This window comes from Candidatus Villigracilis sp. (assembly GCF_057083605.1).
Genome location: NZ_JBXMTI010000054.1, coordinates 57,141 through 70,842 on the forward strand (window position 1 = coordinate 57,141; position 13,702 = coordinate 70,842).

Below are 13,702 nucleotides of genomic sequence, written 5' to 3' on the forward strand. Positions count from 1 at the left end.
TTTAATCCTCAGCTAAAAAGGAAGAGTCGACAATATCGGCGTAAACCAGCGTTCCATAAATAGATCGATCTGGGCTGTTGCAGGGTCATCGGGGTCATAGAGCACGTCAATTGTATCGCCTAGGGCATATCTTCCTATAGGATACGTTGAATAACTATTAACCGTATATTGTTTGCCGTTAACGGTGAATTCCACGATCAGCATTTGAGTGGAACTTGAAGTCGGCGTAGCGCCGCTAAATGTTTCAAAGTCTGTTATCGTCCCGCTGATTTTTTCGCCATTGGATTGCAAATACCAGCTCGTTTTTAAAATCTCCAAACTATCCCCGACAAACCCAACCCAAATGGCGGCAAGGCATAAACACCCGCATAGAATAACAAAGAAAGCCACAAGATAACCGATGCGAGTTGCGCGAGCTTGTCCATCCCTGGCGGGCATGTTAACGTTATTCATAAGGTACCTCTTGGTTGGGATATGATCATTCAGCGAGAATACGCTGACGCAATGCCTTAACCCCTTCAACTGTGCCTTGCGGATGCTTGAAGGCTGCGTTGCCAGTGACAAATACATTCGCGCCAGCCTTTTTCATTAATGGGAGTGTTTCGACTGAGATTCCTCCATCCACTTCAAGATGGGCACTCGAACGGAGGGCATTCAGTTTGTTGCGAATTTCTTCTACTTTGCCGATCATCTCAGGCATGAAAGCCTGACCTGAAAACCCAGGGTTGACGCTCAGCACGAGAACCAAATCAGCCAGTGGCAAAGCGGAATCCAATGCTGAGGCGGGCGTGGATGGATTTAAGGTAATGCCAGCTTTGCAGCCCAATGATTTTATTTTCTTTACTACTCCCACCAGATCAGGGCAGGTCTCCACATGAACTGTGAGGTTGCTTGCTCCCGCTTTGCAAAAGGCTTCAAGATACTTTTCTGGTTCCGAGATCATTAAGTGCACGTCAAGAGGAAGTTTGCTGGCGCGTTTGCAGGCTTCCACAAAAAGCGGGCCGACTGTAATCGTGGGAACAAAATGACCATCCATCACATCCACGTGGAGCCAGTTTGCACCCGCGGATTCGCAAGCGGCAATTTCTTCGGTAAGGCGGGTAAAATCCGCGGCGATGATGGAAGGGGCGAGGAGGTAGTTGTTCATATTATTTAGAAAAGACCTGACAGGTCTTCGGGGTGAATGATGAAAACGTCACCTCGTTTAGACCTGTCAGGTCTGATACCATTTATCGAACAGGTGGATTGAAAGTCAGGTAGATCAACAACCAGAATGGAATGAGGCCGCCCACGGCCAGCACAGCAAGCAGACCCAAGCCGACAGAGACCCAGTCAATTTCTTCGGGGGCCAAACCAGGCTCGGGCGCGGTCTGAGAGACGACCTCAGTTTGAGTAGAAACAACAAAATCAGAATCTGGTTGAGGAGGTTGAGTCCCGCCATGATTCGCAAGTCTCTCTGCAACTTCAGGCCTTAGCGTGATGACGGGCGGAGAGACAGGAGCGGGCGCGGGTGCGGGCTCATTAGGTAGAGTTCCAAACTTTAGCAATACACGCCCGAGTTGATCGGCTGTGCGATAGCGGGCGGCAGGTTCCTTGGAAAGCACCTTCATGACAATTTCTTCAAGCGCGGTGGGAATATCTGGAATGTACTCGCGGATGGGGATGGGGCGGGCAGAAATATGCAGACGTGCAAGTTCATCAGCAGTGGATGCGGTGAAGGGCGGCGTGCCGCTGAGCAACTCATACATGACAACGCCCAGAGAATACACATCAGATGCGGGCGAGGGCGGGTCACCAGATGCCTGCTCAGGTGCAAAGTAAAGCGGCGAACCCCAAACAACATTTGCTTTTTCGCTGGGCGCGATAGTGGCGAGAGCGCGGGCGATACCAAAGTCTGTGACCTTGAGGCGGCCATCTTTCGAGACCAGCATGTTATGCGGCTTGACATCGCAATGCACGAGGCCTGCGCGGTGTGCATATCCGATGCCTGCACAAGCCTGAATGATCAACGGAATCCCATCTTGCACGGTGAAACGTCCACGCTCACGGATGAGTTGTTTCATATCTTTGCCAGGGATGTACTCCATGACGATGTAAAGCAGGTCATCGGCAAATCCAAAATCGTGCACGGTGACAATGTTGGGATGCGAAAGGTTAGCAGCAGCGCGTGCCTCCAGCCGAAATTGATTTTGGAATTCGGGGTTGGTTGAAAAATCCTTTCGCAGGACTTTAATGGCAACATAGCGATCCAACATGAGGTCGCGGGCACGGTAGACATTGGCCATGCCCCCTGAGCCTAGTTCTTCAAGCAGTTGATAACGATCATTGAGCAGTGCGCCTTCGGTCATTGGATGGGATTATATCATTAGGAGTTTGGAGGTACAGCCGCTCGTTAGGAAACCAGCGTGCAATTAGACTAACTTATCAATCCCCTGATCTGTTGACTCAATCTTATCATCCTTAGCGTTCGCCCAAGGGCTCGTTTCACCTGCTCCTATAGTGTTAGTTATATATTTCCTTGGTAGCTGCCATATCTTCCCACCATTTTAGAATAACATTACGAACAATATATTCAAAAGTATGAAGATTCATGGGGAGATCTTTTTTTGTCCATACATGACCACCCATACTAACTGCAGTTCCAGTTGGAATTTCTTCTCTAGCTTTCGTTTTGGTACTGAAATATCTTGGAGAATCACCCATGGGGGCAGGAAACGGTTTTCCACCATGCAGAGCACGGGAACGGTAGCCATAAATTTTCTCCATATTTTTTTTCATTGAGGCACGCTCCCAATTAACCTGTGCCCATTCTTCTGGTCGAACGGATGGAGGGTCTGGCAGGAAATGTAGAATAAAATCTCTGAATTTACGCGTAGCACCCAACATATCCGCTAGTTCATCAGCTACTTTTTGCTCTAGGTCGACATCACCATAGTCTCGCAGAATTTTGCTTAGCCCTGGTTTTGAAATTTCAAGTCTTTTTATCGCTGATTCATCAAGTGATTTCCAATAATAGCTGGCTGCTGCTTCCACCGCAGAGACTAACATTATCCACGATAAAAGAGGATCAGACTCTGAAATCCATATTCCATCTTGGAACAATCTAGCTGCTCGTATCAAGGCAATAGCTTCTTGAGGAAGGAGTTGATGCAATTTTGATATAGGAGCAAGATTATCAAGGGAATGAGTACCGATTGCTCGAGGCAAGACTGGAGCATGTTTAACAGGAGGCAAAATAGGCTCTTCTCTAAATCTCGGCGCTGTAGGTAACCCCTTTGGATCACCATCTCGACTAAACTCACGAGAAGTTTCGCCAGCTTTAATACGAATACCCAGACACAGAGATACTAATGCTGCGACTTCATCTGCTAAATTTCCTCCATGATAGTTTTCATCCTGTGTTTTGTCCATCTCCAATCGGCCATGTTTTATATAGCTTTCAACCCTAAGAACGATTGTAGGTTGTAACAGATGGAGTCCATTATGTATTGGCACAGTATTAATAAACTGATATGGGCCATATCCTTCTGTAATCATGCCCGTAATGTGGGCGTCTGTGAACAGAGGGACTTCAAAAGCATAGTCAGCCTCCTCACCTTTTAAAGCAAGTTGCCAGTTACGGTAGATGGGAGGACCTGGAATAGTGATGTCGTTGCTCATAAGAATGTAATCCCTAAAAGGCTACAGGTTAATAATGCAGAAGTTGACTTTATCAACAAGATTCAGCAATCCCAATCTCCTCTTCGCTCAACCCATACAACTCGTAGACCAGCTGATCAGTCGCCTATCCGCGAGCCTCAAATGATATAACTCGCGATTATCTTCAAAATTATCTTCAAAGCGTTTTACAAGCTGACGTACATTTTCAGGTGCTGTCATATTTTTTGTCCCTGTATGGAGTTAATCAATTATAGCATCGGCATAGAAATACGTAATGCACGGAGCATGAAGATTACGCATCACGTTTTACATATCACGATTCTCCCTCAGGTATAATCCTCTCCATGCGAAAGGGACTCTTACTCTACAATCCAACTGCGGGGCGATTTCCCGTTGGCAGATTTGTACATGGAATCATCAAGCCATTAAAAGCTGCGGGTTGGAGTGTGGATATTGCAGAGACTCTAAGCGGCACACATGCCACTCAAACAGCACATTTGGCGGCGCAGGAAAAATATGATGCGGTCTTTGCCATTGGCGGCGATGGAACAGTGGGACAAGTGGCAAGTGGATTGGTTAACACTGAAACAGCGCTGGCCGTGCTGCCCGCAGGCACAACTAATGTTTGGGCCATTGAGCAGGGACAAAAACCTTTTAGCTGGTTTCAATGGTGGGCGTTGCGCGAGAATGCAGAACGGCTGGCAAACGTCGAGCCGCAATATGTGGATGTTGGCTTGTGTAACGAACGTCCATTTTTACTGTGGGCGGGTATCGGTTTGGATGCGGAAACTATCCGCAAAATAGAACCGCGTCCGCGCTTCTTCAAACATATGGCAGTCCCGCATTATTTCGCTACCACCGTTTGGGAAGCGACCTTCTGGCACGGGCTTGACCTGCGCGTTTATGCAAACGGTGAATTGGTTGAAGGACATTATCTGGTTGCAGTCGCCACCAACATCCGTCATTATGCGGGCGGTATGTCCCTCATTTCGCCAAACGCTTTTCTTGACGATGGTGAAATGGATATGTGGCTGCTCAGTGGAGATAGCGTGGCCGATGCGTTTCGCCACTTCTTCGATCTTGTTTCGGGTCGTCACCTCACTTCTGAATCTGCACGGCGAATTCCTTTTCACACGGCGCGTGTTGAATCCGATGCAAACTTTTCCATTCAAGTGGATGGCGACCCTGTGCTTGGCGGCAATAAGGCAGAGATCACCACGCTTCACCGCGCCCTCAAAGTGCTGATGCCCATCAACGCTTTGCAATTGTTGAAAAACCCAAAGAGGTGATTTATGTCATTGCGAGGAGGGTATTTTTCCCGACGAAGCAATCTCCACTATTAAAAGTGAGATTGCTTCGGGCAAAAGAGCATTGCCCTCGCAATGACGGACACAAGGTGAATTATGGACTTAAGACCTTATCTAAATCGCTATGTGATCATCGGCACGTTGAGCTTTGCTGGGATATTGCTCCTCGTCACGCTGATCGTCATCGGCTGGACCTCTCCCCGCTTCTCTCCCGACGTTGGGTTTGCTCCTGCTGACCTGACCATGATCCCCGCCCCGACTCATACACCCAATGTGACGGTTGTCCCAACCACCGATCCATTGATCACACCTACATTGGATCCTGGCTCCATCAATATAGAAGGCTACGTGCAAATCACGGGGACGGAAGGTGAAGGATTAAGAATCCGCTCGGCACCGGGTTTGAACACAGAGACAGTTTTTCGCGGGGAAGAAGCGGAAGTCTTTGTCGTGAAAGATGGCCCACAATCCGCGGATGGATACACATGGTGGTACCTTGTCGCTCCATACGATGAAACACGCGCAGGCTGGGCCGCCGCAGATTTTCTGGCTGTCATCCCTTCGCCGTAAGGCAGGCTGGAGTCCAACGTCTCCTGACGTTGGATGAAAAATAAATATCCCAAGTCCAAAGTCTGGAGACTTTGGACTCCTACTCAAGAGGAAATCAATGACCGAAAAACCAACTGGCGTAACCGCCAACAAAAGCAAACGTGAATTTACCGTCACATGGGATAGCGGGCACACCAGCGTCTATCCGTTTGGATTATTGCGCGCCGCCTGCCCCTGCGCCCAATGCCGAGGCGGACACGAAAATATGAAATCAGAGCCTGATGCAGATGTGTTCACCCGGCAAATGGAAGACTCACCTTCCACGAGATTAGCCAATATCGTTGCAACAGGCTCCTACGCATTGACCATCGTCTGGGAAGATGGGCACGATTACGGAATCTACAACTGGCATTATCTGCGGGCGTTATGTCCATGTGATGAATGTAGGGCTGGAAAGAAGTGAGTAGTACATAAGTGTACAGGGATTAAAGAGAGACTGGATTTTTCACCAGTCTCTCTTTTAACTTTTCTGCCTGTCTTCGTATGTATATAAATCAAGTTTACACTTAAGTTTTTAACGCCCAGTGTGTCACCCTGAGGAAGCGCTCGTTGCGACCGAAGGGTCTCTTTTTATTTTGGTAGAGATGCTTCGCTTCGCTCAGAATGACACAAAAGTTAAGGCGTTGGTGTTCTGGTTGGCGTCCTCGTAGGCGTACGAGTCGGTGTTGCAGTCCTGCGCGGCGTTGATGTTAGTGTTGGAGCCCCTCCTTTGGGTGTGCGTGTGGGCGGAACCAAAACCTTAAGTCTTTCTTCCGCTTTTTCGCGCATCTCAACAGTGATCATATCTTCATCCATACCGAGCAATTCATTCCAATTCTTGATCGCATCCTTCGTCTCGCCGCGCTGTTCCTGTACAAGTGCACGCCAGTAAAGCATGATGGCAGTCTGCTCGTCAGTCTCTGCAACAGACTTGAGCACTTCCACTTTCAGGAAGGCACTTCCAAATTTCTCTTGTAAGTAATAAGCTCGTACAAGACCCAGGTTGGCTTCAAATGATCTATCATCCACATCCACTGCAACTTCAAGGTCTTCCACGGCTTCATCGGCATTGCCCAATTCAAGGTTGGCAAGTCCGCGATACAAATAAAATCTACGCAGGCCTGTACGGTTGATCGTAGTTGCGCGGTTGAGAGTGGCTACAGCAGACTTGTATTCTTCAATTTCATAATAACCCTGCCCCAGGCGTGCGAGGGCAAGCGCATCCTCAGGTTCATAAATGACATAGACTTCGAAGGCTTCAACTGATCGTTGATACTGCCCATCCGCAAGATAAAGCTCGCCTAACATCTTATAGACTGGCAAAGCAGTAATATCAAGTGAATATGCCTTCTCTGCGGCTTCCAATGCGCTTTGGTTCTCTTCCAATTCAAGGTAGGCACTGGCATAAGCCAGATAAACATCGGAAGATTGGGGCATCAATGCTGCTGCACGGTTGAGATCGACGATGGCAGCCTCAGGGTCATTATTATAGATAAAGAAACGGGCACGTTCCAAATATGCTTCGCCAAAATTCGGGTCACGTTCAATAACTTCATCAAACAAAAACTCGGCATCAAAGTCCGGGTTAGACATTAGGCGTGTGCGTGCCAGCCCTAGATAGGCCGGGCCAAAGTTCGGGTCCACTTTCAAGGCTTCGTTATAGGCCTCCAGCGCATTTGCAGCTTGTCCCTGGAAACGATAGGCATCACCAATCTGGTAATAAATATCCGCAGAGTCAGGCTCATACACAAGGATCAATTCCATATTAGCAATAAAGCCATCCCAATCACCTTTTTCATATGCCTGTTTTGCAGTTCGGTATTGGTCAATCGCCTGTGGAGCACGCGGAGTATTCACATATAAGGGAGTTGGGGTATAGGTTGCATCCAACAGCATCCATAATGGAGTCGGGCCGATAAATGCTCGCGTAGGTGCGGCGGTTGCGCCAAATACTGTCGGCGTGGTTGTAAAAGTTGGGGATGGGCCCGGAGTATTTGTTTCGGTGGGGATTATGTTAGTCTGGCGCGGCAGGATAAACCCAAACACTACTGCTGAAAGCAATGCGCCGCCAATTACCACCACCCCCAAAAGGCGCACCACGGGACTCCTCACAATTACCTTTAATCCCCTCTCCTTCGGCTTTTCATTGGCGAGCAGTAACTTCTCTTCCCATGCGCGAGGGCGGTTCATTGGAAAGGGCTGAATGGATTCGTCAGGAGCCAAAGCTCCAAGCAGGATCAAGCCTCGTTTCGCCGTACCATTTTCAGGGTCCAGTTTGAGCGCTGTTTGCAGGCAGTAAATCCGCTCCTTAGCATTATCCACTGCGGCGCTTAACCAAATCCAATATGTTGGGTTACTCTGATCCGACTTCAGCAAAAGGGTGAGGATTTCCTTTGCATGTGGTTTATCCCCGCGCCGCAGAGCATCCACTGCGTCCTGAAACATTGTGTCCTGGGGTTGCTCTTCTTTAAATTCTTCAGCCATGAGTTGATTTTACCGCTTGTTGCATTATTTTATAACCTTGATAAAGCATGGAGTGTGTCACCCTATTGGATGTCTTAATTCATTTCACGGAATTCTTCCACTTGATACACATAAACTTGTAATTTTTCATCCTGCCATAACTTTTTACTCGCGCCCATCTTCAGTGAAAGATGATCGAGAAAATCGGCAGGGTCAGGAATTTTGTCCCAAACTTGCGGAAGAAAAGTTGCACGGCGAATACCGTCTTTCAGGATGACTCCATCCACATGCGGTTTCAACTTTTTGAGCAGCTCTTCACTCGAAGCATATTCCAACCGATGAGGGGTGGTCAAACGCGAGACCTCCAGCCTGATCCTGCTCAATTCACTTTCCACTACGGGACGGAAGCGCGGGTCCTGCAATGCAGCAGCGATGGCATGTTCGCACACATCTGCTGCAAGAGGTTGAAAGGCATCCAATGCCCCAATGCAGCCTCGTAATTCATTCTGTATGGTAAGTGTCACAAACGATGCGCCATGTTCACGCAAAGCCAGCGTAAGTGATTGCAAATCCAATGGCTCCAAAAATCTTCCTCTTACAGAATATTCCATTGCCTCACGCGCCAACTGCAAGAGTGTTTGCTTTTCCCCATCGGTTAACAGATCAGACATAGTGCCCTCCCAATTTCGGCACAGGTAGAAGCGGCTACTTCAATTGAGATAATTGCCAATATACGCGGTTATGGTAGATCAGCGGCTGCCCATCATCGCCCAAGCTGCGTGCAGCAAGTACCTCTGCAATAAAAAGAGTATTCATGCCAGCCTTAAAAGTTTCAACCACGCGGTTATCCAGCCAGGCCAAGCCGCCCACGATCAGCGGAGCGCCCGTAACAAGGGTATCTGTTTTCAAGCCTGCAAAACGATCAGTCATCTCGGGGTTGCGCCCTGCAAAAATATCTGACAGGTTGGCTTGTTCTTTTGAAAGTATGGTTAGCCCAAAAGTGCGGGAACGGTTAATCAGATCATGTGTCCGCGAGCCAGATTGCAAAGAAATAGTTATCAAAGCTGGGTCGAGTGAAATGGATGTAAACGAGTTCACGGTCATGCCGTGTCTTTGGTCTTCATGCATGGCGGTCACAACCGTCACACCGGCAGTCCATGCGCGCATAGCTGCTCTTAGGTTTTCAGGGTCAAGCGTCATAACAGGTAAATTCTCCATAATTAATTTCATCATACTTGTGAGAGAGATGTGCGTCAAGACAGAAATTGACTGAATGTATTTCTTACCTTAAAACCGTTTCATATACGCATGGTAAACTCGCACGCATGTCCAAACGAATTAAATACATCCTCAACGCGCTGGCAGGGCTTTCCCTGCTGGCTGTTTCGATCTACCAAATCCCTTATGTAAAATCACGCTTATCATGGCGGATCGAAGTCTTTCAGATTTACGTAAAAAACGTAATCGACCCCATCGGCCCAGTTCCAACAGCTTTACCGGTTACGCCTCGGCCTGTCACACCGACATTTGCACAAACCAGCACACCCAGTGTGCAACTTACGCCGTCACTGATTCCAACAGCCACATTTCCTCCATTGCCTGCGCAGGCATCCATTAAATCACCTCCTTATGAAAAGCAGACCCCCAATAACTGCGGGCCCGCAACACTATCAATGGCAATGCACATGTACGGCTGGGAGGGAGATCAAAGCGACATTTCTGACTTGATCAAACCCGTTTCGCAGGATCGCAATGTAAATCCCGAGGAACTTCGCTACTACGTCCGCACCCAGGCTGGCTGGCTCAATCTTGAATACCGTGTAGGTGGAAGCATTGAGTTGCTCAAGCGACTGCTTGCGGCAAATTATCCTGTGATGGTTGAAAGTGTCACATCCCTCAATCCTGGCGATGCGCTTGGCCCAACCGATGATCTTTGGGCTGCACATTATCTTCTGCTTACTGCCTATGATGATGCAGTGCAGGAATTTACGGTTCAGGATTCCTATCGTGGCGCGGATCTGAAAATCTCCTATTCGCAATTGGAAGAAGAATGGGAACCATTCAACAACCTCTACATGGTGATCTACTTCCCGCAGTATGAAGAGGAGATGAAAACCCTGCTCGCCTCAGACTGGGACCCGAACCTGAATCGGCAAAATACCTTGATCTCGTCCCAGGCCGCTACTGCAACCGACCCCACTGACGCCTTCGCCTGGTTCAACTACGGCAGCAACCTGACCTACTTTGAACGCTATGAAGAAGCCGCTCTCGCCTACGACAAAGCTCGTGAGATCGGCTTGCCATTACGCATGTTCCGTTATCAATTTGGGCCATTTCTTGCATATTTCCATTCTGGAAGAAATGACGACCTACTCACACTAACAGATTATGCGCGCGGTGTTACAGAAATGTCCGAAGAGACATGGTTATGGTACGGCTATGGTCTCTACCGCAAAGGTGATTATGCCGGTGCGCTCAAAGCCTGGCAAAAAGCAGACAGCATCAACCCAAAATTTTTTGAAGATCAGGCACGTAATGCCATGAAACTGGTTCAATAAAAAATGAAAAGAATCATTATTCCCCTCTTCGCACTTTTCCTCGCCGCCTGTCAATACCCGTCGACGGGCACGATGTTCACGCCGACAGTTGTACCAGTCATAGCAGCAACAATAACTCCACAAGCAACGTCAACGACTGCTCCGACTGAGATTCCATCCTCGCCTACGCCGCAAGCAACGTCCACACCTGAAACTATAAAAATTTCCCCAATGGATGGTATGACCCAACTCTTTATTCCATCTGGCACATTCATCATGGGCGGCTTGGATGTGTATCAAGAGAATGATGAAGTCCCTGCTCACGAAGTACATCTCAACGCCTTCTGGATCGACCAAGTGGAAGTGACCAATGGAATGTATAACTTGTGTGTGCAGGCAGGTTCATGCAGGCCGCCTGTGGAGGTTAGTTCCGATAATCGTGCGGAGTATTTTGGGAATCCAGAATTCCAGGATTACCCCGTTGTGCATGTGACCTGGTACGACGCGAATGTATATTGTCAATGGGCAGAGAGACGACTTCCCACCGAGGCAGAATGGGAACATGCAGCGCGCGGCGACGACAAACGTAATTTTCCATGGGGTGATGAGCCGCCGAATGAATACAATTCCAATTCACTGAATATCGTTGGCGATACATCCCGTGTAGGCTCATATGCAGAGGGAGTGAGTCCATTTGGCGCATTGGATATGGCGGGAAATGTATGGGAATGGGTGGCAGATCGTTATAAGCCAAACTATTATCAAATATCCTCTACTGAAAACCCCACCGGGCCAACGGATGATTCTGTCTTCAATGATCTACGCGTGCTACGCGGTGGTTCTTATCAGGATGATTGGGTTATTTTACGTCTTGCGAATCGCAGCTATCTTACGGGACCAAATCCATCGGCGCAGAAAACTGATGAGGCCTACTATGGGCGCAGTTCAGCGATGATCGGTTTCAGGTGCGCAGAGGATGATTAAGCAGAATCAGACTAACGGTTAAGAAAGAAGCGTTTTAGTCTTCCACAAAACTGTATCCGCCGGGCCAAGTTTTAATGAGGGAAGTCTCATCGGCTTCCTCTTCCAATTTTTTCCGCAAACGATACACAACATTCTTTAGTAAAACCACATCGCCTTCAGCCCCCCAGAGAGTCTGAATAATATCTTCGGCTGGGAAAACATAACCAGGGCGGCTCATGAGAAGATGCAGAAGTCGGAATTCAAGATTGGTGAGCTTGATCTCATGCTTGTTGGCGCCAACTGCAGAACGGTGAGATGGATCAAGGCGCAAGCGCCCGGTATGACGCGGGGTCATTGGTTCGCTCCAACTGCGGCGCGACCAGGCAATGATCTTAGCCAGGAAGATGGCGGGGCTGATCGGTTTTATAACACATTCATCCACACCGTTTTGATAGGCTTCGAGAATTTCAGGTTCGTTGTTGGACGGTAGAAAAAGCAGGATGGGGCTGGTACTTAGCGAACGGAGCTTTCGGCATAATTCCATTCGCTGGGCATGTGGGGCGTTGAGGTCAACAACGATCAAATCGGGGGTTTCCTCCATGGAGCGTTCCATGGCACGTTGAATAGAAGTTTCAAGGATGGCAACCAATCCCTTTTCACGAATGATGTACCCCCAAATGGGCGCAGTTGCATCCTGGTCACAAACAATGAAGACACGCGGGGCGTTTTGAGCTGCGGATGAAAGGTTGAGAGTGGTCATAAAATCTTTCTTGATTTTTGAAAATGATATCTTTTTTTGCGAAAAGAGCAGGGTACTAACAAAGATGTAAGTAATTGTACTTCATCAAGTCGCAGGAAGTCGTATTTTCTCACCAAAATATTACCTTTGGGGGATTAGGAAATAAGTCCTGTTTTTGTATACTCGCCATATGTTAAAACAAGGAGATGCTATGAAAAAATTATTCCCTATCCTGACAGCCCTGGCTTTATTTATCTCGGCCTGTCAACTTGGAGGCGGACAAGCCCAACCCACCGCTGTCGGCAGCTTGCCCACTGCTTTCCCGACCAATACCCCTCCCAGCCTCAACCCAACTCAAGAAGTAAGTTCAGGCGGCGAGGCCGGTTCTGAGCGCACTTCGCCTGCAGACGGAATGCCTGCTGTATACATCCCTGATGGCACCTTCCGCATGGGCGGCTTGGACAATGACGTGCAAAAAGATGAAAAACCAGCGCATGATGTAACGCTCAAGGGATTTTGGATGGACAAGCTCGAGGTGACCAACGCAATGTATGCGTTGTGCCTGGAGGCAAGTGCTTGCGATCTGCCACAGTTTTTTAAATCCCAAACCCGTGACTCCTATTTCAATAACCCAGAATTCAATGATTTTCCGGTTGTTTACGTAGGCTGGGTGCAGGCTGATAATTATTGTAAATGGGCGGGCCGCCGATTGCCCACTGAAGCGGAATGGGAACGCTCCGCCCGCGGAGATGATTACCGCACTTACCCATGGGGTGATGAATACCCGGATTCATCCCGTGGTAACTTCAATTACTTTGTTGGAGACACCACCCGCGTTGGGAGCTTCCCCGCCGGTGCAAGTCCATACGGCATTTTGGATCTGTCCGGCAATGTGGCTGAATGGGTGCATGATTACTTCGATGGCAACTATTATAGCCAGGGCGTTGGATTCAATCCGCCAGGACCAAGCGCCCGCAGCCAGTATCTCAACCGTGTTGTACGTGGCGGTACATTCCAGGATGCTTTTATTGACATTCGTCTGGCCAATCGCGCCTCTGTGAAAGGTTCAGATGTGGATGAGCCAGATCATTCATCACCAGCCTATATCGGTGAGGTTTCCCCCAAGATCGGATTCCGCTGCGCTTCAGACTAAAACTGATAGCTGATTCTCAAGCCGTCAGAGATTCTTCTCTGGCGGCTTTTTTATTTGACGCACATTATTAGCTATGGTATTATCGCGACACAAATCAATAGCCCCAATACGGCGCTCTTATCCAGAGAGGCGGAGGGAACGGCCCTACGATGCCTCGACAACCTGCCAGTAAAACGTCACCATTAGACCCTAGCTGAAAAGGTGCCAATTCCGACAGATGGATTCTGTAGATGAGAGGGCTTCATATAAATATATGTAGTTGCCCTTTCTGTTCGTCTGAAGGGGCAATTTT

Annotated in this window: 14 protein-coding genes and 1 riboswitch; of the genes, 6 read left to right on the forward strand and 8 right to left on the reverse strand. The window is 48.6% G+C overall.

Annotation, left to right across the window (positions count from 1 at the left end):
- Positions 1-12: 12 nt before the first annotated feature.
- From AC14M5_RS08705 to AC14M5_RS08720, 4 genes are all read right to left on the reverse strand, one after another.
- Positions 13-453 (reverse strand): DUF3592 domain-containing protein, encoded by a 441-nt coding sequence (locus AC14M5_RS08705; RefSeq protein WP_484029263.1) that lies wholly within the window; start codon positions 451-453, stop codon positions 13-15.
- A 25-nt stretch (positions 454-478) separates the two neighbouring features.
- On the reverse strand, positions 479-1,147 hold the full coding sequence (gene rpe, locus AC14M5_RS08710) for a ribulose-phosphate 3-epimerase (protein ID WP_484029264.1): 669 nt from the start codon (positions 1,145-1,147) through the stop codon (positions 479-481).
- A gap of 82 nt (positions 1,148-1,229) precedes the next feature.
- Positions 1,230-2,348, reverse strand: coding sequence for a protein kinase domain-containing protein (locus AC14M5_RS08715; RefSeq protein WP_484029265.1), 1,119 nt, complete (start codon positions 2,346-2,348; stop codon positions 1,230-1,232).
- Between the two features lie 154 nt (positions 2,349-2,502).
- On the reverse strand, positions 2,503-3,660 hold the full coding sequence (locus AC14M5_RS08720) for a hypothetical protein (RefSeq protein WP_484029266.1): 1,158 nt from the start codon (positions 3,658-3,660) through the stop codon (positions 2,503-2,505).
- A gap of 344 nt (positions 3,661-4,004) precedes the next feature.
- On the opposite strand from AC14M5_RS08720, the gene AC14M5_RS08725 reads away from it, so the two are divergent.
- From AC14M5_RS08725 to AC14M5_RS08735, 3 genes are all read left to right on the forward strand, one after another.
- A complete protein-coding gene (locus AC14M5_RS08725; protein WP_484029267.1) occupies positions 4,005-4,949 on the forward strand; it encodes a diacylglycerol/lipid kinase family protein in 945 nt (314 codons plus the stop codon).
- A gap of 114 nt (positions 4,950-5,063) precedes the next feature.
- Complete coding sequence (locus tag AC14M5_RS08730; RefSeq protein WP_484029268.1) at positions 5,064-5,537, forward strand: SH3 domain-containing protein; 474 nt, start codon at positions 5,064-5,066, stop codon at positions 5,535-5,537.
- A 97-nt stretch (positions 5,538-5,634) separates the two neighbouring features.
- Positions 5,635-5,979, forward strand: a complete 345-nt coding sequence (locus AC14M5_RS08735; protein WP_484029269.1) for a gamma-butyrobetaine hydroxylase family protein — start codon at positions 5,635-5,637, stop codon at positions 5,977-5,979.
- A gap of 212 nt (positions 5,980-6,191) precedes the next feature.
- Here the strand turns inward: AC14M5_RS08735 and AC14M5_RS08740 are convergent, their stop codons facing one another.
- The 3 genes from AC14M5_RS08740 to AC14M5_RS08750 form a co-directional block, all read right to left on the reverse strand.
- On the reverse strand, positions 6,192-8,039 hold the full coding sequence (locus AC14M5_RS08740) for a tetratricopeptide repeat protein (protein WP_484029270.1): 1,848 nt from the start codon (positions 8,037-8,039) through the stop codon (positions 6,192-6,194).
- A gap of 74 nt (positions 8,040-8,113) precedes the next feature.
- The gene (amrA, locus tag AC14M5_RS08745; protein ID WP_484029271.1) at positions 8,114-8,689 is read right to left on the reverse strand and encodes an AmmeMemoRadiSam system protein A; all 576 of its coding nucleotides are present in this window, start codon (positions 8,687-8,689) and stop codon (positions 8,114-8,116) included.
- Positions 8,690-8,723: 34 nt separating this feature from the next.
- Positions 8,724-9,236, reverse strand: coding sequence for a flavin reductase family protein (locus tag AC14M5_RS08750; RefSeq protein WP_484029272.1), 513 nt, complete (start codon positions 9,234-9,236; stop codon positions 8,724-8,726).
- Positions 9,237-9,343: 107 nt separating this feature from the next.
- Here AC14M5_RS08750 and AC14M5_RS08755 point away from each other — a divergent pair, with 107 nt between their 5' ends.
- The gene (locus AC14M5_RS08755; protein WP_484029273.1) at positions 9,344-10,576 is read left to right on the forward strand and encodes a C39 family peptidase; all 1,233 of its coding nucleotides are present in this window, start codon (positions 9,344-9,346) and stop codon (positions 10,574-10,576) included.
- A 3-nt stretch (positions 10,577-10,579) separates the two neighbouring features.
- Complete coding sequence (locus AC14M5_RS08760) at positions 10,580-11,539, forward strand: formylglycine-generating enzyme family protein (protein ID WP_484029274.1); 960 nt, start codon at positions 10,580-10,582, stop codon at positions 11,537-11,539.
- A 34-nt stretch (positions 11,540-11,573) separates the two neighbouring features.
- Here AC14M5_RS08760 and AC14M5_RS08765 read toward each other — a convergent pair whose 3' ends face one another.
- Positions 11,574-12,278, reverse strand: coding sequence for a response regulator transcription factor (locus tag AC14M5_RS08765; RefSeq protein ID WP_484029275.1), 705 nt, complete (start codon positions 12,276-12,278; stop codon positions 11,574-11,576).
- A 190-nt stretch (positions 12,279-12,468) separates the two neighbouring features.
- Between AC14M5_RS08765 and AC14M5_RS08770 the strand changes: the two genes are divergently transcribed.
- Complete coding sequence (locus AC14M5_RS08770; protein ID WP_484029276.1) at positions 12,469-13,410, forward strand: formylglycine-generating enzyme family protein; 942 nt, start codon at positions 12,469-12,471, stop codon at positions 13,408-13,410.
- Between the two features lie 114 nt (positions 13,411-13,524).
- Positions 13,525-13,647, forward strand: a riboswitch (SAM riboswitch).
- Positions 13,648-13,702 lie beyond the last annotated feature (55 nt).

Excerpts from the sequence above, each read along its gene's own strand:
- AC14M5_RS08705 (WP_484029263.1), bottom strand. The coding sequence starts at position 453 with ATGAATAACGTTAACATGCCCGCCAGGGATGGACAAGCTCGCGCAACT.
- rpe (WP_484029264.1), bottom strand. The coding sequence starts at position 1,147 with ATGAACAACTACCTCCTCGCCCCTTCCATCATCGCCGCGGATTTTACC.
- AC14M5_RS08715 (WP_484029265.1), bottom strand. The coding sequence starts at position 2,348 with ATGACCGAAGGCGCACTGCTCAATGATCGTTATCAACTGCTTGAAGAA.
- AC14M5_RS08720 (WP_484029266.1), bottom strand. The coding sequence starts at position 3,660 with ATGAGCAACGACATCACTATTCCAGGTCCTCCCATCTACCGTAACTGG.
- AC14M5_RS08725 (WP_484029267.1), top strand. The coding sequence starts at position 4,005 with ATGCGAAAGGGACTCTTACTCTACAATCCAACTGCGGGGCGATTTCCC.
- AC14M5_RS08730 (WP_484029268.1), top strand. The coding sequence starts at position 5,064 with ATGGACTTAAGACCTTATCTAAATCGCTATGTGATCATCGGCACGTTG.
- AC14M5_RS08735 (WP_484029269.1), top strand. The coding sequence starts at position 5,635 with ATGACCGAAAAACCAACTGGCGTAACCGCCAACAAAAGCAAACGTGAA.
- AC14M5_RS08740 (WP_484029270.1), bottom strand. The coding sequence starts at position 8,039 with ATGGCTGAAGAATTTAAAGAAGAGCAACCCCAGGACACAATGTTTCAG.
- amrA (WP_484029271.1), bottom strand. The coding sequence starts at position 8,689 with ATGTCTGATCTGTTAACCGATGGGGAAAAGCAAACACTCTTGCAGTTG.
- AC14M5_RS08750 (WP_484029272.1), bottom strand. The coding sequence starts at position 9,236 with ATGGAGAATTTACCTGTTATGACGCTTGACCCTGAAAACCTAAGAGCA.
- AC14M5_RS08755 (WP_484029273.1), top strand. The coding sequence starts at position 9,344 with ATGTCCAAACGAATTAAATACATCCTCAACGCGCTGGCAGGGCTTTCC.
- AC14M5_RS08760 (WP_484029274.1), top strand. The coding sequence starts at position 10,580 with ATGAAAAGAATCATTATTCCCCTCTTCGCACTTTTCCTCGCCGCCTGT.
- AC14M5_RS08765 (WP_484029275.1), bottom strand. The coding sequence starts at position 12,278 with ATGACCACTCTCAACCTTTCATCCGCAGCTCAAAACGCCCCGCGTGTC.
- AC14M5_RS08770 (WP_484029276.1), top strand. The coding sequence starts at position 12,469 with ATGAAAAAATTATTCCCTATCCTGACAGCCCTGGCTTTATTTATCTCG.